Origin of the sequence: Reyranella sp., from assembly GCF_044224635.1 — a bacterium.
Taxonomy (GTDB): Bacteria; Pseudomonadota; Alphaproteobacteria; order Reyranellales; family Reyranellaceae; genus Reyranella.
Map to the genome: position 1 here is coordinate 49,148 of NZ_JBGAKA010000027.1, position 17,239 is coordinate 66,386.

Annotated in this window: 17 protein-coding genes; 4 read left to right on the forward strand and 13 right to left on the reverse strand. The window is 66.3% G+C overall.

The annotated features are described in order from the left end of the window. Positions 1–7 precede the first annotated feature (7 nt). The 10 genes from ACILR9_RS22290 to boxC form a co-directional block, all read right to left on the reverse strand. Positions 8–709: an ABC transporter ATP-binding protein gene (locus tag ACILR9_RS22290; protein ID WP_395712153.1), complete on the reverse strand. Its 702-nt coding sequence runs from the start codon at positions 707–709 to the stop codon at positions 8–10. Beyond that, positions 709–1,461, reverse strand: coding sequence for an ABC transporter ATP-binding protein (locus ACILR9_RS22295; protein ID WP_395712154.1), 753 nt, complete (start codon positions 1,459–1,461; stop codon positions 709–711). The genes ACILR9_RS22290 and ACILR9_RS22295 overlap by 1 nt, the downstream gene beginning before the upstream one ends. Beyond that, positions 1,454–2,431: a branched-chain amino acid ABC transporter permease gene (locus ACILR9_RS22300; RefSeq protein WP_395712155.1), complete on the reverse strand. Its 978-nt coding sequence runs from the start codon at positions 2,429–2,431 to the stop codon at positions 1,454–1,456. The genes ACILR9_RS22295 and ACILR9_RS22300 overlap by 8 nt, the downstream gene beginning before the upstream one ends. A gap of 154 nt (positions 2,432–2,585) precedes the next feature. Next, positions 2,586–3,500, reverse strand: a complete 915-nt coding sequence (locus ACILR9_RS22305) for a branched-chain amino acid ABC transporter permease (RefSeq protein ID WP_395712156.1) — start codon at positions 3,498–3,500, stop codon at positions 2,586–2,588. A gap of 82 nt (positions 3,501–3,582) precedes the next feature. Continuing rightward, complete coding sequence (locus ACILR9_RS22310) at positions 3,583–4,722, reverse strand: ABC transporter substrate-binding protein (RefSeq protein WP_395712213.1); 1,140 nt, start codon at positions 4,720–4,722, stop codon at positions 3,583–3,585. Between the two features lie 147 nt (positions 4,723–4,869). Then, the gene (locus tag ACILR9_RS22315; RefSeq protein ID WP_395712157.1) at positions 4,870–6,378 is read right to left on the reverse strand and encodes a benzoate-CoA ligase family protein; all 1,509 of its coding nucleotides are present in this window, start codon (positions 6,376–6,378) and stop codon (positions 4,870–4,872) included. A gap of 223 nt (positions 6,379–6,601) precedes the next feature. Continuing rightward, a complete protein-coding gene (locus tag ACILR9_RS22320) occupies positions 6,602–7,573 on the reverse strand; it encodes a Bug family tripartite tricarboxylate transporter substrate binding protein (protein ID WP_395712158.1) in 972 nt (323 codons plus the stop codon). 52 nt (positions 7,574–7,625) lie between these two features. Continuing rightward, a complete protein-coding gene (locus tag ACILR9_RS22325; RefSeq protein WP_395712159.1) occupies positions 7,626–7,982 on the reverse strand; it encodes a hydroxyisourate hydrolase in 357 nt (118 codons plus the stop codon). Positions 7,983–7,989: 7 nt separating this feature from the next. Further along, positions 7,990–9,408, reverse strand: coding sequence for a benzoyl-CoA 2,3-epoxidase subunit BoxB (gene boxB / locus ACILR9_RS22330; protein WP_395712160.1), 1,419 nt, complete (start codon positions 9,406–9,408; stop codon positions 7,990–7,992). A 10-nt stretch (positions 9,409–9,418) separates the two neighbouring features. Further along, positions 9,419–11,080, reverse strand: coding sequence for a 2,3-epoxybenzoyl-CoA dihydrolase (gene boxC, locus ACILR9_RS22335; RefSeq protein ID WP_395712161.1), 1,662 nt, complete (start codon positions 11,078–11,080; stop codon positions 9,419–9,421). Between the two features lie 81 nt (positions 11,081–11,161). Here boxC and ACILR9_RS22340 point away from each other — a divergent pair, with 81 nt between their 5' ends. Genes ACILR9_RS22340 through ACILR9_RS22355 form a run of 4 tightly spaced genes read left to right on the forward strand, consistent with a single transcriptional unit; the run spans position 11,162 to position 13,121 of the window. Continuing rightward, positions 11,162–11,599, forward strand: a complete 438-nt coding sequence (locus tag ACILR9_RS22340) for a GNAT family N-acetyltransferase (RefSeq protein ID WP_395712162.1) — start codon at positions 11,162–11,164, stop codon at positions 11,597–11,599. Positions 11,600–11,623: 24 nt separating this feature from the next. After that, positions 11,624–12,019 (forward strand): Rrf2 family transcriptional regulator, encoded by a 396-nt coding sequence (locus ACILR9_RS22345; RefSeq protein ID WP_395712163.1) that lies wholly within the window; start codon positions 11,624–11,626, stop codon positions 12,017–12,019. Continuing rightward, positions 12,019–12,681: a hypothetical protein gene (locus ACILR9_RS22350; RefSeq protein WP_395712164.1), complete on the forward strand. Its 663-nt coding sequence runs from the start codon at positions 12,019–12,021 to the stop codon at positions 12,679–12,681. The genes ACILR9_RS22345 and ACILR9_RS22350 overlap by 1 nt, the downstream gene beginning before the upstream one ends. After that, entirely contained in the window at positions 12,678–13,121 is a 444-nt protein-coding gene (locus ACILR9_RS22355) for a hypothetical protein (RefSeq protein ID WP_395712165.1), read from the forward strand. The genes ACILR9_RS22350 and ACILR9_RS22355 overlap by 4 nt, the downstream gene beginning before the upstream one ends. 170 nt (positions 13,122–13,291) lie before the next feature. On the opposite strand, the gene acdA is transcribed toward ACILR9_RS22355, so the two are convergent. The 3 genes from acdA to ACILR9_RS22370 all read right to left on the reverse strand — a co-directional run bounded on the left by acdA (position 13,292) and on the right by ACILR9_RS22370 (position 17,205). After that, positions 13,292–14,488 carry a 3-sulfinopropanoyl-CoA desulfinase gene (acdA, locus tag ACILR9_RS22360; protein WP_395712166.1) on the reverse strand — a complete coding sequence of 399 codons (1,197 nt, stop codon included), beginning with the start codon at positions 14,486–14,488 and terminating at the stop codon, positions 13,292–13,294. Then, positions 14,485–15,999 (reverse strand): adenylate/guanylate cyclase domain-containing protein, encoded by a 1,515-nt coding sequence (locus tag ACILR9_RS22365; protein WP_395712167.1) that lies wholly within the window; start codon positions 15,997–15,999, stop codon positions 14,485–14,487. Before ACILR9_RS22365 ends, acdA begins: the two co-directional genes overlap by 4 nt. 117 nt (positions 16,000–16,116) lie before the next feature. Further along, positions 16,117–17,205 (reverse strand): transglutaminase family protein, encoded by a 1,089-nt coding sequence (locus ACILR9_RS22370; protein ID WP_395712168.1) that lies wholly within the window; start codon positions 17,203–17,205, stop codon positions 16,117–16,119. Between the last annotated feature and the right edge of the window lie 34 nt (positions 17,206–17,239).

Below are 17,239 nucleotides of genomic sequence, written 5' to 3' on the forward strand. Positions count from 1 at the left end.
CGAAAGATCAGACGCCAAGATACCGGTGCTGCAGGGCGCTGTCGCTGGCCAGGGCTTGCGAGGTGCCGGTCCAAACGACGCGGCCTTTCTCGACGATATAATGGCGGTCGGCCAGCCCGACCAGCGCCGCCACGTTCTTGTCGATCACCAGGATGGCCTGGCCCTCGCGCTTCAGACGGTCGAGGCAGCTCCAGATCTCCTGGCGGATCAGCGGCGCCAGCCCCTCGGTCGCCTCGTCGAGGATCAGGAGCTTGGGATTGGTCATGAGCGCGCGCCCGATCGCCAGCATCTGCTGCTCGCCGCCCGACAGCTGGTTGCCCATGTTGCGCTGCCGCTCCCCGAGCCGCGGGAAGAAGTCGAAGACGCGGGCCAGGGTCCACGGATTCTGGCGCGCCGTACGGTTGGCAGCCGCCGCCACCAGGTTCTCGCGCACCGACAGGTTGGGAAAAATCTGGCGGCCTTCGGGCACCAGACCGAGGCCGAGCCGGGCGATACGGAACGCGGGCAGGGCGTCGACGCGGCTGCCCTCGAACTCCACCGAGCCGCTGCGCGCACCCAGCAGGCCCATGACCGAGTTCACTGTCGTGGTCTTTCCCATGCCGTTGCGGCCCATCAGGGTCACGACCTCGCCCGCGTTGACGGCGAACTCCATGCCGAACAGCGCCTGGCTCGCGCCGTAGAAGGCGACCAGCTCCTTGACCCGCAGCATCACGCCGCCTCTTCGCCGAGATAGGCCTGGCGCACATCCAGATTGGCGCGGATCTCGGCCGGCGTGCCGCTTGCAATGGCGCGGCCATAGACCAGCACGGTGATGCGGTCGGCGAGCTGGAACACCGCGTCCATGTCGTGCTCGATCAGCAGCATCGCCCGCCGGCCCCTGAGGCCTTGCAGGAAGCCGATCATGCGCTGCGATTCCTCGACGCCCATGCCGGCCATCGGCTCGTCGAGCAGCAGCAGGCGCGGATCTCCGGCGAGCGCCATGGCAATCTCGAGCTGGCGCTGCTCGCCGTGGCTCAGGATGGCGGCCGGCGTGTCGGCGCGATCGGCGAGCCCGACGTCCGCCAGACCCTGCCGCGCCGGGCCGAGCAAGCTTTCGTCGCGCCGGGCATTGGTCAGGAAGCGGAACGAATGCCCAGCATGCGCCTGGACAGCCAGCGCCACGTTGTCAAGCGCGGTGAACTCGCGCAGCACCGAGGTGATCTGGAACGAGCGTGCGAGCCCCAGGCGTACCCGGGCGTGCATAGGCAGGCGCGTGACGTCGCGGCCGGCAAAGCGGATCGTGCCGGAGTCGGGCCGCAGGTTGCCGGTGAGCTGGCTGATAAGGGTGGTCTTGCCGGCGCCATTGGGGCCGATCAGGGCGTGAAATTCGCCTGGCCGGACATCGATCGAGACCGTGTCGGTGGCGACCAGGCCGCCGAAGCGCTTGATCAGTCGATCGGTCGAGAGCAGCGCTTCAGCCACGGCTGCGCCCCATCAGCGAATCGATGCCGCCGCGGGCATAGAGCGCGATCAGCACCAGCATCGGTCCGAAGACGATCTGCCAGTACTCGCCCCAGCCTTTGTGCGCGAGGTCGAGCACGGGCTTCAGCGATTCCTCCAGCACGAAGAAAGCGATGGTGCCGTAAAGCGGGCCGAACAGGGTGCCCATGCCGCCTAGCACGACGATGACGATCAGGTCGCCCGATTTCACCCACGACATCATCGCCGGCGAGATGTAGGCGCCGTCGTTGGCCATCAGGATGCCGGAGAGGCCGCCGAAGGCACCCGACAGGGTGAAGGCGGCGAGGCGGTAGCGGAAAACCGGGAAGCCGAGCGCCGCCATGCGCAGCTCGTTCGACTTGGCGCCGCGGATCACCAAGCCGAAGCGCGAGTTGGCGAAGCGGCTGCAGAACCACAGGGCGGCACACAGCAGGGCGAAACACAGCCAATAGAACGCGGCCTTGTCGCGCAGGTCGATCAGGCCAGTGAAGCGGCTGCGGCTGATGTTGAGTCCGTCGTCGGCGCCATAAGCCTCCAAGCCGACGCCGACATAGTAGACCAGCTGGGCGAACGCCAACGTGATCATGATGAAGTAAAGGCCGCGGGTGCGCAGCGACAGCGCACCGATCAGCAGCGCCCACAGGGCCGACGCGGCGATCGCGACCGGCCATTGGATCCAGCCGCTGGCGATGCCGTGATGCGCCAGGATGCCGATCGCATAGCCGCCGGTGCCAAAGAACACCGCATGGCCGAAGCTCACCATGCCGCCATAGCCCAGGATCAGGTTGAGGCTGACGGCAGCGATCGCCCAGATCAGCACGCGGGTGCCGACCGACAGCAGATAGCGCTGGTCGAACGCCTGGGTGAGCAGTGGCAGGACCGCGAGCAGCACCAACAGGAGCAGGGTGACGATCCCGCGTGGCGTGCGCAGCGCGGCGACGACGTCGCTCATGGGCCGGCGCGGATCGAGTTCAACCTCATCCTGAGGAGCCGCGCGAAGCGCGGCGTCTCGAAGGATGGGCCACAGTATCGTCGTGTCCCACCCTTCGAGACGCGCTCCTGCGGGCCGCTCCTCAGGGTGAGGTTTTCTTCGTTGCGCTCCACAGTCACGTCCGCTGCCCGAACAGGCCGGTCGGCCGCCACACCAGGACGCCAGCCATAACGACATAGATAAGGACCTGCGAGATCGCCGGCGCGGCGCTCGAGGCGGCCGCCGAGCTCAGGAAGGTCTTCAGCAGGTCGGGCAGGAACGCGCGGCCGACGATGTCGATCTGGCCGACCACCATGGCGGCGACGAAGGCGCCCTTGATCGAGCCGATACCGCCGATGACGATGATGACGAAGGCGAGGATGAGAATGTCGTCGCCCATGCCGATCTTCACCGAAGTGATCGGCGCCGCCATCAGGCCGGCCAGACCGGCAAACACCGCGCCGAGGCCGAATACCAGGGTGAACAGCAGCTCGATGTCGACGCCGAGCGCACCGATCATGCGCCGGTTGGACGCGCCGGCGCGGATCAGCATGCCGAGCCGCGTGCGCGCCACCAGCCACGCCAGCAGCACCGCCACGATGGCGCCGACGACGATGATGGCGAAGCGATAGGCGGGGTAGGGAACGCCCGGCAGGATCTCGACGGTGCGGTTGAGGAAGGCCGGGACCGCCAGGCTCTTGCCGCCCGGACCCCAGATCACGCGGACCAGCTCGTTGAAGAACAGGATCAGGCCGAACGTGGCCAGCACCTGGTCGAGATGGTCCCGGGCGTAAAGGCGCCGAGCCACCACGATCTCGACCACGACGCCCAGCAGGAACGTCGCCGGCAGGGCGAGCAGGGCTCCGAGCACGAACGAGTCGGTCCAGCCGACCAGCGTCCAGGCGATGTAGGCGCCCATCATGTAGAGCGAGCCGTGCGCCAGGTTGACCAGGTCCATGATGCCGAAGGTCAGCGTCAGGCCAGCGGCGAGCAGGAACATCAGCAGGCCGAGCTGCACGCCGTTCAGCACCTGGAGCAGCAGATAGTCCATCTTCCCCGTCGCGCCCCCACAGCTTCGGCAAAATAAACGGGAGCGCGTCGCCGCGCTCCCGTCGATCGTCAGGCCGAAGGCCTCACTTCATCGGACACTTCTCGTAGTACGGGTCCTTGCCGTCCTTCACGGCGGTGGCGATGGTCTTCACCGTCATCACACCTTCGGGGTCCTTGACCGCTTCCTGGATGTAGAAATTCTGGATCGGGAACTGGTTGGTGTTGTACTTGAAGTCGCCGCGCAGCGACTTGAAGTTCGCCTTCTTCATCTCGGCGCGCACCTTTTCCTTGCTCGACACGTCGCCCTTCAGCGCCTCGGCTGCCGAGGCGATCAGCATGATCGAATCGTAGCTCTGGGCGCCGTAGTAGGATGGATAGACGCCGTGCTTCTTCTTGAAGTCGGCGACGTAGCGCTTGTTCTGCTCGTTCGGCAGGTCGTTGACCCATTCCTGGGCGCCAAGCGTGCCGAGCGCCAGCTCCTTCTGCTGCGGCAGGGTGATCGCATCGATCGAGAACACCTGGTAGAGCGGGATCTGGCTCTTCAGCCCGGCCTGGGCGTACTGGGTGAGGAACTGAACGCCGTGCGCGCCGGGATAGAAGATGAAGATGCCGTCCGGCTTGGCGGCGCGGATCTTGGCGAGCTCGGCCGAGAAGTCGAGCTGGTCAGGCCACTTGGTGAGGTCCTCGCCGATGATCTGCCCCTTGAAGGTGCGTTTGACGCCGGCCAGCATGTCCTTGCCCGCCGCGTAGTTGCCGGCCATCAGGTACAGGCTCTTGACGCCCTTGGTGTTGAGGTAGTCGCCCATTGCCATCGGCGTCTGGTCGTTCTGCCACGAGGTCGAGAAGAAGTTCTTGTTGCAGAGCTCGCCCGCGATCTGCGACGGGCCGGCATTGCTTGAGATCAGGATCGTGTCGCCCTCGTCGGTCACGGCCTTCAGCGAAGCGAGCAGCACGTTCGACCAGATGTAGCCGGCGATGAAATTGACCTTGTCCTGCTGGACGAGCTTCTCCGACCGTTGCTTGCCGACATCCGGCTTGAACTGGTCGTCCTCGTAGATGATCTCGAACGGCCGGCCGCCCATCTTGCCACCGAGATGCTCCTTGGCGAGCTCGACCGACCGGCGCATGTCCTCGCCGATGGCCGCCTGCGGGCCGGAAAAGGTGCTGACGAAACCGATCTTGATCGGCGCCTGGGCCATGGCTGGCTGCAGGCCGAACGCCATCGCCGCGATTGTTGCGGCCCCAAACAAATTGGCTTTCACGTAACGCCTCCCTGTCTTGTTCCCCGTCCCTGATCGGGCGCTATAACAGCCGAATATTCCGGCGGCAACAATGGGCAACCGCGTTGCTGGACACCGCCGAATCGGCGTCTATGCCCGCAGCTTGAAGCGCTGGATCTTGCCGGTCGCCGTCTTGGGCAGCTCGGTCACGTACTCGACCCAACGCGGGTATTTGTAGGGCGCCAGCGACGTGCGGCAGAGCGTCATGAGCTCCTCGGTCAGGGCCGGATCCCCGGTGCCATCGTGCTTGAGCACCACGAAGGCTTTGGGTTTGGTCAGTCCGTGCTCGTCGGCATGGCCGACGATGGCGGCCTCCAGGACGGCGCCATGGCCGATCAGGCAGCTCTCGATCTCGACCGGCGAGCACCAGATGCCGCCGACCTTGAGCATGTCGTCGCTGCGGCCGTCATAGATGAGATAACCCTCGTCGTCCTGGCGGTAGGTGTCGCCGGTGTTGAGCCAGCCATCGACCATGGTTTCGGCCGTCCTCTCCGGCTTGTTCCAGTAGTACTTGGCGGCCGACTCGCCGCGGATCCACAGTCGGCCGCTGGCCCCTGGCGGTACCGCCTTGCCTGTCTCGTCGAGGATGCGCACGTCGTAGCCCGGCACAGGTCGGCCGCTGGTGCCCGGCTTGTAGTCGTCGAGCCGGTTGGCGATGAAGATGTGCAGCGCCTCGGTCGAACCGATGCCGTCGAGGATGATCGTGCCCGTCCGCTCCTTCCAGCGCCGGAAGATCTCGGCCGGCAGCGCCTCGCCGGCCGAGACGCAAGCTCGCACCGACGACAGATCACGGCCGCCCTTCTCCAGCGCCGCGAGCTGGGCGGCATAGAGCGCCGGCACGCCATAATAGAGCGTAGGCCCGAACCGCTCGATCATCTCGAAGGTCGAATCCGGCGTCGGCCGGCGATCGTCGAGGATTGCGGTGCTGCCAGTCCATAGCGGGAAAGTCATGCCGTTGCCGAGGCCGTAGGCGAAGAACAGCTTGGCGGCGGAGAACGAGACGTCGGACTCGGTCACCCCGAGCACGCGCACGCCGTAGAGCTCGCTGCTCACCACCATGTCGCGCTGCCGGTGCACGGCTCCTTTGGGCCGCCCCGTAGACCCGGACGAATAGAGCCAGAAGCAGTCGTCTTCGGGTGCGGCCAGACGCGCCTCCAGCGCGGCCGACGCCTTTGCCATCTCGCCCAGGAAGGCATCGACCGTCAGCGCCTCGACGGGCGCCTGTGCCAGCGCCGGCTCGATCTCGCTGGCGAACTCGCTCGAATAGACCACGAGCTTGCAGCCCGAATCCTCGAACATGTAGGCGTAGTCGGGCATCCGCAGCAGGGTGTTGGGCGGGATCGGCACGATGCCCGCCTTGATGGCTCCCCAGAAGAGAAAGAAGAAAGCCGGACAATCCTTGACCACCATCAGCAGGCGGTCGCCCGGCACCAGCCCCTTCGCCAGCAGCGTGTTGCCGGCGCGATTCACGCGCTCGACGAGCTCGGCATAGGTGACATCCTCGCTCGTCGTCCGGATGGCGAGCTTGGCGCCGCGGCCTTCCGCCAAGTGCCGGTCGACGAACGGCACGGCAACGTTGAAGCGGGATGACAATCTCACTTTGAGGTCCGACCCGAATTCAATGCCCTTCATCTTGCCGCCCCATCCCTCCAGCGCTACGGTTTTGGGCATTTCTTATTGCGTAATTTGGTGCTGGAATACTTATTTCATCTGTTTGTCGCAAGCACCTTCTTGGCCGTCCGGCCGGGCTCACAACAACGAAAGCGGCACTGTCGCCATGCGCACAAGTCTGCAGCCGTGCTTGCGCGCGTTCCCGCTACCCTCAGTTGAGCTTCGCACCGGAGGCTTTCACGGGCGCCTGGAAGGCTTGCACCTGATTGGCGACGAACGCGGTGAACTCGGCAGTGCTCATCGGCCTGGTGACGAAACCGAGATCGCCCAACCGCTCGACGATCTTGGGATCGGCCAGCACCTCGGCCGCCGCCTTGTGCAGCCTGGCCTGGGCGTCGACCGGCATGCCGGCAGGCCCCGAGAGGCCGACGAAGTTCTCTGCCACCAGCTTCGGGTAGCCAAGCTCTGTCACCAACGGCACGTCGGGCGCCGACGGCGCCTTCTGCGTCGAGGTGAGCGCGATCATGCGCAGCTTGCCATCCCTGGCGAGCGGCAGAACCTCGGTGAGCGTGACGACGGCAAAATCGAGCTGGCCCGCCATCATGTCCTGGAACATCGGCGCGGCGCCGCGGTAGCCGATATGCTCCATGTTGAGACCGAGCTCGGCCTTGAACATCTCGCCGATGATGTGGCCGATCGAGCCCTGTCCACCGGAGCCGAAGGGCACCGGCTTGCCCTGACCCTTGATCCAGGCGATCAGCTCCTTCATGTCCTTGGCGGGCACGGCCGGTCGCACGACGAAGGCGTTGGCGACGGAGCCGATATAGGCAATGTGGGCAAAATCTCTCAGCGGATCGTAAGGCGGCTTGTCGAACAGGTAGGGCGCGATCGAGATCGGCGCTGAATTCGACAGCATCAGGGTATGGAAGTCGTCCTTGGCCTGAAGCACGAAGTTGGCGCCGATCGTGGTGCCGCCGCCCGGCTTGTTGTCGACGATCACGGTCTGGCCGAGCTTCTCCTGCAGTGGTCCCGAGATGACACGCGCGGCGGCATCGGAAGCGCCGCCGGGTGGGAAGGTGACGATGATCTTGACTGCGCGCGACGGCCAAGCCTGCTGCGCTTTTGCGGTGCCGGCGAACGCCAGCGCGGTGGCCGAGCCGAGAATTGTCCTGCGTGCGATCATGCGTTCCCCCATCGGTTCCATGCCGCAAGCAAAGCAATCGGCATGCCCGAGGTCACGCGCCGCCACGAAAAAGTGAAAAGCCCCACGGCGTCATCTTGAGCGGCAGGTGGTAGTGCTGCCCCAGATCGGCGATGCCGAAGCGGTAAGGGACGATTTCGAGAAAGGCCGGTATCGGCAGCACCACGCCCTGGCTGCGATACCAGGCGCCGATGTGGAAGAGTGCCTCGTACAGCCCGGTCTCGCGCAAGCCTTCGCCGCGCACCGTCGGATGATCGAAAGCGCCGGTCGCGCCGACGGTGCCGGCGGCGAGCGTGGCGCCGTCCGGCCCTTTCAGCTCGACCTGCAGGCCGGCTGCCGGAACGCCGCGCGAGACGTCATAGACATGAATGGAAATGCCGCCGGCCATCATCTGGCTGTCAGTTGAACCGCACGTACTCGAAGTCCGTCGGCTGGCCGTTGATGCCGCGGGCCGGCGGGGCGATCCAGTTGGCGTACTTGCCGGGCTCGACCACCGCGCCGCCCATCAGCGAGATCACGAAGGCGCGGTCCTCGTCGGTCGGCAGCCACCTGGCCTCGTTGGCCTGCCAGTCGGCCTCGCTCAGCACCTTGCCGTCGGGCGAGACGCGCAGGCCGGCGAAGGCGCCGATGCGGCGGTTGAAGGCGCGGTGCGGCAGCTTCATCTCGAAATCGATGCCGGCCTTCTCGATCATCTTGTTCCAGCGCAGCACGCCGCGCGCACAATCCTCGATGTAGTCCTGGCGCAGCCGCTCGTTCAGCGCCTGCAGCGCCGGCACGGTCTTCCGCACGATGCGGCCATCCGCGACGCTGTCGATCTCGAAGGTCGCGCTGGTCAGCAGGTGATCGTCGTCGATGCGGGTCTCGAGGAAGCGGCCCTTGACGCCCATCGTGTAATAGTTGGCGGCGTTGGTCGACGCTTCCTGGCCGAACAGGTCGAGCGACACCGAGTAGTGGAAGTTCAGATACTTCTGGATGGTCGCGAGATCGATGCCCCCCAGGCTGCGGACGTCGTCGGTCTTGTGCTCCGTCATGAGCTCGCAGGTACGCTGGATGATGCGGCCGACGCCGGTCTCGCCCACGAACATGTGATGCGCTTCCTCGGTCAGCATGAAGCGGCAGGAGCGCGACAGCGGGTCGAAGCCCGATTCGGCCAGCGAGGCGAGCTGGTACTTGCCGTCGCGGTCGGTGAAGTAGGTGAACATGAAGAACGACAGCCAGTCCGGCGTCTTCTCGTTGAAGGCGCCGAGGATACGCGGCTTGTCGGGATCGCCGGAATGGCGCTCCAGCATCGCTTCGGCTTCTTCGCGGCCGTCGCGGCCGAAATAGGCGTGCAGCAGGTAGACCATCGCCCACAGGTGACGGCCTTCCTCGACATTGACCTGGAAGAGGTTGCGCAGGTCGTAGAGCGAGGGCGCGGTCTTGCCGAGCAGGCGCTGCTGCTCGACCGAGGCCGGCTCGGTGTCGCCCTGGGTCACGATCAGGCGGCGCAGGGTCGAGCGCAGCTCGCCCGGCACGTCCTGCCACACCGGCTTGCCCTTGTTGTCGCCGTAGGCGATCACGCGGTTGGGGTCCTGCTCGGCCAGGAAGATGCCCCAGCGATACTCCGGCATCTTGACGTAGCCGAAATTGGCCCAGCCGTTGGCGTCGGTCGACACGGCGGTGCGCAGATAGACGTCGAAGGCGCTGGTGCCGTCCGGCCCCATGTCCTTCCACCAGTCGAGGAAGCGCGGCTGCCAGTTCTCCAGAGCGCGCTGCAGGCGTCGGTCGCTCGCGAGATCGACGTTGTTGGGAATCAGCTGGCTGTAGTCGATGGCCATTGTTGCCTCCTCAGGCCCGCTTGCGGTCGAACTTGCTCTGCTTGCCGGTGCCGTACAGTTTCAGCGCACCCTCCGCACCGGTGGCGTTGGGACGCTGGAAGATCCAGTTCTGCCACGCCGAGAGGCGGGCGAAGATCTTGGTCTCCATCGTCTCGGGACCGGCGAAGCGCAGGTTGGCCTCCATGCCGATCAACCCGTCGGGCGAGAAGCCGGCGCGCTCCTCGATGGCGAGGCGCACCTCGTCCTCCCAGTCGATGTCGTCGGGCGTGAAGGTAACCAGGCCGAGCTCGTCGGCCGCCTCGGCATCGAGTGCCTCGCCGATCTCGTCCTTCAGCGTGTCGAGGTGCTTGGGCACGGCGAGAAAGCGCGTCGCCAGCCGGGTCAGGCCGTTGCCCATCGGATAGGGACCGAAATTCATCGCCGTCAGCGCGACGGTGGCGGCCGGCAGGTTTGAGCCGTCGAAGGTGCCGTCGAGCATGTAGGAACGGTCGGCCGCCAGTACCAGCTCGAACAGCGTGCCGGCGAAGCATGAGCCTGGCTCGACCAGGGCGATCAGGCTGCGTGAGCTCACATCGAGGCGTTTCAGGACGCGCTTCCAGTAAAGCATGATCTCGCGCACCAGCCAGTTGACGCTCTCGCGCGCCAGCAGGTCGTCATAGGCCTCGACCAGCGCGGCATCGCCCTGGCTCTGCAGCACCCAGGTACCGATCTCGGTCTCGTTAAGACGCAGATGCATCATCGCGTCGTCGAGGTCGCGGGCCAGCGCCAACGGCCAGAAGGCGGCGCCTTGGGCATGGATCGCCGCCGCATCGGCCGGCGGCGCGGCGGCCGGGCCATTGACCCGCAGGCGCGCGGCACGGCGCTCGCGGTCGATCTCGACGGTGAGCATGCCGTAGCGGATCGTGTCGCCGTCGATACGGCGGTCGATCGGAGCGAGGGCGATGCCCTTGGCATCGGCCGGCCGCCGCGACTTGCCCGCGACCTCTTGGGCGATCCTGCGCGTCTCGTCGGCGAGCTTGCTGGGCGGGATCAGCTTGTCGACCAGGCGCCAGTCGCGCGCCCGCTTGCCGCGAACCCCCTCGGCGGTGGTGCAGAAGAAATCGGCGTGGTCGCGCCGCACCAGGCGCTTGTCGACCAGGCGTGTCAGCCCGCCGGTGCCCGGCAGCACGGCGAGCAGCGGCAGCTCGGGCAGGGACACCGCGCTCGAGCCATCGTCGGCCAGCAGGATGTGCTCGCAGGCCAGCGCCAGCTCGTAGCCGCCGCCGGCGGCGATGCCGTTGATCGAGCAGATGTAGGACTGTCCCGAATGCTCCGTTGCATCCTCGATGGCCAGACGCGTCTCGTTGGTGAACTTGCAGAAATTCACCTTGTGATCGTGGCTGCTGAGACCCAGCATGTTGATGTTGGCACCGGAGCAGAAGATGCGCTCGCGTTGGGAGCGAATGACCACGGCGCCGATCTCGGGATGCTCGAAGCGCAGGCGCTGCACGGCATCAGCCAGCTCGATGTCGACGCCGAGATCGTAGGAGTTGAGCTTGAGCTTGTAGCCTGGCTTGAGCCCGCCATCCTCGTTCACGTCCATGGTGAGGTAGGCGACGCCGCCTTCGAACGCGAGCTTCCAGTGGCGGTAGCGGTCGGGCGAGGTGCGGAAATCGACGGTTGGCTCGGCCATTGGCGATCCCTGTTTAAATCCGTAATTCGGTACTGAAATACCTATTTACTTTTCCCGTGGCAAGCTCATTCTTGGCCAGCGATGCCCCTCGTCAGACCCGCCGAACCCGTCGACCTGCCGGCGATTTCCGCCCTCGATGCCCGTCTGACCGGCGAGGCCAAGGCGGCCTACTGGCAATCAATGCTGGAGCGCTACGCCGGTGGCCCGCCGGACCGGCATTTTCTCGTGGCCGAGAGCGAGCGCGGCGCGCTGGCGGGGTTCATCGTCGGCGAGGTCCGTGCCTGGGAGTTCGGCCAGCCGGCTGCCGGCTGGGTGTTCGCCATCCAGGTCGATCCCAGGCTCCGCCTGAAGGGCACCGGCAGCGCCCTGTTCGAGACTCTGGTCGGCCGCTTCAAGGCCCAGGGGGTGACGCGGGTCCGTACCCTGGTCGACCGCCGGGACAATCTCATCCTGTCGTTCTTCCGCGCCCAGGGCATGGTGGCGGGACCCTCGCTGCAGCTCGACATGGAGCTAGCGTGAGGGAGCTAGCGTGAGGGAGCTTCCGTGAAGCTGCAGACGGCAACCAGGCTTGGCCTCTACGCCACGCTCGAGCTGGCGCGCGCGCCCGAGCGCATGCTCTCCGCCGCCGATCTCGCCGAGCGCTTCGGCGTGTCGGCGCACCACCTTGCCAAGGTCCTGCGCACCCTGGCAACGGCGGGGCTGGTGCGTGCCGAGCGCGGCGCCGCCGGCGGCTATCGCTTCATCGCCAACCGCCGCCGCACCACCTTGATGGATATCGTCGCCCTGTTCGAGCCGGCCCCCGGGCAGCGCGCCGGCGAGCCCGGCGAGGACACCGACATCGGCCGCGCCCTGCAACGCGTGTTCAGCGAGATCGACGAGATCGCCGAAGCCACCTTGCGTTCGATCAGCCTGGAGACCATGCTGAAATCGAGGCGGTGATGCGCACCCTCGTGGTCATGTTGTCGGTCGTGGTCAGCCTGCTGGCGTCGGCGGCGGGCGCGCAGACGGCCTGTGTGCCGGGCGATCGTCCGATCGATCGCCACTATGAGAGCGATACCGCCGATGAATGGCCACGCGAGGCGCGGCGCATCAAGGCCAACGAGCAGTTGGTGTCGCGCGAGCACGACCGGCTGCGGCTGGCGCTCGATGGCGGCAAGTCGATCGAGCTGGTCGACTGTCCCTACGGCGACGACGGCTACCATTATCTCTACGAGCGTTACGATCAGGCGGGACGGTTCTACGTCGTGCGCCAGTCGGCGCCCGACAAATTCTCCTACGCGCTGGTGATGCTGCCGACCGGCCGACTGTTCCCGGTCGACGGCGCGCCGGTGTGGGCCTCGGAAAAGTCGAGGTTCCTCACCATCGGCTGCTCGCTCCAGCCGCCGCGCGGCACCCTGGTCATCCACGCGCCGGACGGCGTGGAAGTCGCGAAGGAAGCCGAGTTCGAGCTGCCGTGCGACAGTGAAAGCTGCGCGGCGCGTTGGGATCACCAGTCGTGGATCTCGGTCAGCTGCACGCCGCGCGACGGTGGTGGCAAGAAGGGCAAGGAGTTCGTGCTGATGCGCTCCAACAACGGTTCCTGGAGCAGGTTCGGGCGATGAAATCGAAGGTGTTCGTCCTTGCCGCACTCTTGCTCGCGGGGCCGTCCGCGATCGCGCAGAGCTCCGGCAGCATAGAGATCCTCGACGCAATGGCTCCGGGCGAACGTCGTCGCGTGACCCCCGACTGGGCAGCGATCAACGCCGAGCCGCTCGGCTCGGCGGGCAATCCGGTGCGGGTCCACCAGCCGGCCGGACAGCGCGCCTACCTGCAGAGCCTGGTCTGCGCCGACGGACTGCGCCCGGCCTTCCGGCGCATCGGCAATGTCGGACCAGGCCCCTACGGCTCGATCGTCGACGCCTACGAGGTGCGCTGCGAGACCGCCTCTTGCCGGGTCATGCTCGACATGTACCACCCTGGCTACGTCGAACGCCGCGCCGTGCCGGGCTTCACCCTGCGGCCTCCGACCAAGGAAGAGCAGTTCATCCGCCGGTCGCAGTAGGGCTCGGGCGACAAAGCCGCCTCATCCCGAGCGAGTCCCCTGTGGCGTCGTCCTGAGCGCAGAGAAGGACCTCATCGCCGCCTGCTGCGGGAGTGCTTGTAACTTCTGGCGATGAGATCCTTCGCTGCGCTCAGGATGACAGAAGAGACGCCGTACAGGTTCCACGTGTATCACGCTTTCGCTGCCCACCCGTCGCGCGTCTGCGGCAGCTTCTTCTTCAGGAGTGCGCCCGCCACGACGTTGCGCAGCACCTCGGCGGTGCCGCCGCCGATGGTGAACATGCGGACGTCGCGCGCCATGCGCTCAAGCGGCAGCTCGCGCGAGTAGCCGCGGGCGCCGAAGAATTGCAGCGCATCGTTGACGATCTGGATGGCGCTTTCCGAGGTGAACACCTTGGCCTGGGCAGCGAGCAGCATGTCGGGGAAGCCGCCTTCGCCCGAGCGTGCCGCGCCGTAGACCAGCGCCTGTGCCGCGGCGAGCTTGATCGACATGTCGGCGAGCTTCCATTGCAGGCCCTGGAATTCGTTGATCGGCCGGCCGAATTGGTGACGTTCCTCCGACCAGTCGAGCGCCAGCTTGTAGGCGCCCTCGGCGATGCCCAGCGCCACCGTCGCCGCGCCGACGCGCTGGCTGTTGTAGGCGTTCATCAGGTCGGCAAATCCCTTCTTCAGGCCGCGCGGCGGGATGACCAGTGCCGACGGCGGCAGCTCCATGTCCTCGAAATCGATCACCGCCTCGGGAATGCCGCGCAGGCCCATGGTCGGCTCGCGCTTGGTGATCTTCAGCCCTTGCGTCTCGTCGCGAATGGCGAGAAAGCCGCCGATGCCTTCCTCGTTGCCGCGCTCGTCGTAGACCTTGGCGAAGATCAGGTGCAGGCGCGAGACGCCGCCGCCGGTGATCCAGTGCTTGCGGCCGTTGACGACGTAGCGGTTGCCCTTCCTGTCGGCCCGAGTGGTCATGCCGTTGGCGTCCGATCCGGCGTCGGGCTCGGTGATGCAGATTGCCGGCTTGTCGCCCGCCAGCACCATGTCGGCGGCGAGCTTCTTCTGCTCTTCCGAGCCGTAGGCCATGACCGCGCTGATCGCGCCCATGTTGGTCTCCACGGCGATGCGGCCGGTGACGGCGCAGGCCGACGACAGCGCCTCGATGACCAGCACGGCGTCGAGCCAAGTCCTGCCCTGTCCGCCGTACTGGCGAGGGATCGTCATGCCGACCAGCTTGGCGTCCTTCAGGAGATCGACATTGTCCCACGGGTATTGCTCGGTGCGGTCGACCTCGGCGGCGCGTTTGGTCACCGGGCCGGCGGCGAGCTCGCGGGCGCGCGCCTGCAGGCCGGCCTGATCGGTCGTGAGTCGGTTTGCATTCATGATTTCCTGTCCTGGCCGTGAGGGTCGATGCTGAAGACGGTGACTTTGTCGCTACGGCCGCGCACTGCGACATTGCCCAAGGCGGCGTACACGAATGCATCGCCACAGGCCTCGCGCGTGCTCTGCGAGACCAGAATGCGCGTGCCGTGTTCCTTGTTCAACTCCTCGAGCCGGGCGGCGAGATTCACGGTGTCGCCCAGCAAGGTGAAGGTCAGGCGCTGGCCGGCGCCCACCGAACCGCCGATCACGTTGCCCGTCGAGATGCCGATGCGGGTGGCGAAGGCGATGCCGGGATCGCCGAAGGTCCTGCTGCCGACGGCGCGCTGGATATCGATGGCGGCGCGCACCGCCGCGACGGCATGGCCGTCGCAGGAAAGCGGCATGTTGAAGGAGGCGAACAGGCCATCGCCGATGAAGGTGTTGACGACGCCGCCATGCGCCCGAATCGGTTCCAGGACAGTCTCCAGGTACTCGTTCAGCGCCGTCACCAGCTCGTGCGGGGCGAGATATTCGGCGATGGTGGTGAAACCGGCGATGTCGGTGAACAGGATCGTCGCATCGCCGGTCTCGCCCGCCAGCGCGCCGTCGCCCTGCCGCCGCAGGATGGTCGACGCCACGCTCTCGTCGACGTAGCGCCCGAACGTCTCGCGGATCTGCTCGCGCTCGCGCAGGCCTTCGACCATCTTGTTGAACTGGCCGGTGAGGGCGCCGATCTCGTCGTTGGACGTCACCGGCGCGCGCACCGTGAGGTTGCCGCCTGCCACCTTGCCCATGGCGAGCGAGATGATGCGGATCGGCCGCAGCAGGGAGCGGCCGATGAAGAAAGCCGACACGGCGATGCCCATCAGCGCCACCACGACGTCGTTGACGATCTCGAGGCGCAGGCGATCGCCTTCGTAGGAAAACAGATCGACGACGATTGCGGCGAGGGGCGCCAGCGAGATCACCACCAGGGCAACGGTCAGCTTCGACGTGTAGGTGCCGAAGAACAGCTCGAGGTTACGACCGTGATGACGGTAGATGAAGCCCAGGAGCCCACCCAGGTAGTCGCTGACCACGAAGTAGGTGTAGGTGAAGTAGAAGACCGGCAGGATGATGCAGAGCGTCACGAGGTCGGGCAGCGTGACGGGCGGCAGGTCGGTATTGAGATTGCCGGTGACGAGGCGAAAGACGATCAACACAGCCGCGAGGATGGCGACATTGCGGGCGGTCAGGATGGGAAGCTGGGTGATGCGGCGTTGCGTCTCTTCGAACCTCGCATTGCCTGCAAGATAACGCTCGATCGGCGCAAATAGTCGGCTGGACAGGAAGTAGTTCACGCCGAGAAAGACCAGCAGCCCGGTGCCAATGGAGCGGGGTGCCGAGCTCCAGACACCATTCAAGGCGTAGAACACCAGGGAAAAAGCCACGTCGATGCCTGCGCACGACGTCGCCATGAGAAGATAGCGGCGGCGAATTGCGGCGACTGCCGTGGCGCTGGCCAGCTCGCGTCGGGTCTTCGGATCGCTCATCGGGCGGCGCTTTCCTCATTGACCGCCACGATACCTTGATAGCCGCAGATTTCCACGCCGTGCGGGGGCGAGGGAGATCGGCTCGCCCCCAACGGTGCCGTGCAATGATCGGTTGTCTCAGGCCGTCAGCTCGCGCGCGGTGATGCGGTACTTGAACTTGTCCGGATCGAGCGAATCGAGAAAGCCGCTCTTGGTCTCGCCCTGCGGATACATCAGGAAGCCGATGGCCGGTTCCTTCGAGCCCGGCAGCTTGACGTCGTGGGCGGTGTTGAAGGCAAGCCAGTTGCCTTCCCAGGAACCGAACAGCGCCTGGCGCGCCGCCACCACCTTCGGGTCCGTCAGGGCGAGCTTGCCCGGCGGCTCCTCGAGCACGACCTTGCGCACGTCGGCCGGGTCGACCGGCGTCCAGCCGCTGCCGGGCAGCCACACTTCGGCGCGGCAGTGCTGTGCCTTGGTGACGTTCTCGGAGCCCGCGCCAAGCGCCTTGAAGCCGAATTGCGAGGGCACCACCCGGATGCCGTAGACGTCGCGCGCCGGCAGGCCGACCGAACGCGACAGGCCGACGAACAGCGCATTGAGGTCGGCGCACTTGCCGTTCAGGTTGCCGGTGCGGATCATCGTGGTGATGTCGCCGACGCCGCAGCCTAGCGTCGCCGGGTTGCGGAACGTGTTGTCGACCACCCATTCGTAGATCGCGCGCGCCTTGGCGAGGTCGTCCTTCTGGCCCTTGACGATGCCCTCGGCGGTTTCCTTCACCAGCCCGTCGGTCGGCAGCAGCTCGGTGGCGGCAAGATTGAGCTTGCGCTCGGCGTCGCTGAGCGGCGCGGCGCTGCCCCGGCCGGGCTGCAGCGCGCGATCCTGCGTCTGGACCTGGGTGACGACCTCGATCACCGGCGACTGCTGGTCGGCTGCCCATTCGACCTTGAGCATCTCCGCCCCGTACTTGGGATCGCGCACCCGCTCGGCCACCGTGGCGTTGCCGGTCCACGACACGTTGCCCGGCCGCTGCCAGTCGGCCGCCTCGAAGGTCGGCAGCGGAATCCACACCAGGGTGGCGCCGTTGGCCGGCTCGATGCGGGTGGTCAACTGGTAGGTGCGCCAGCCCTTTGGCATTGGTGTGTAGGTGGCTTGTGCCGATGCCAGGCGCGGCGCAAAACCGAGAGCGCCGGCCGCCAGGCCGGCCTTGAGCATGTCGCGACGGTTCATGTTTTTCCTTCCACACCGGAAAGACCGGACATCC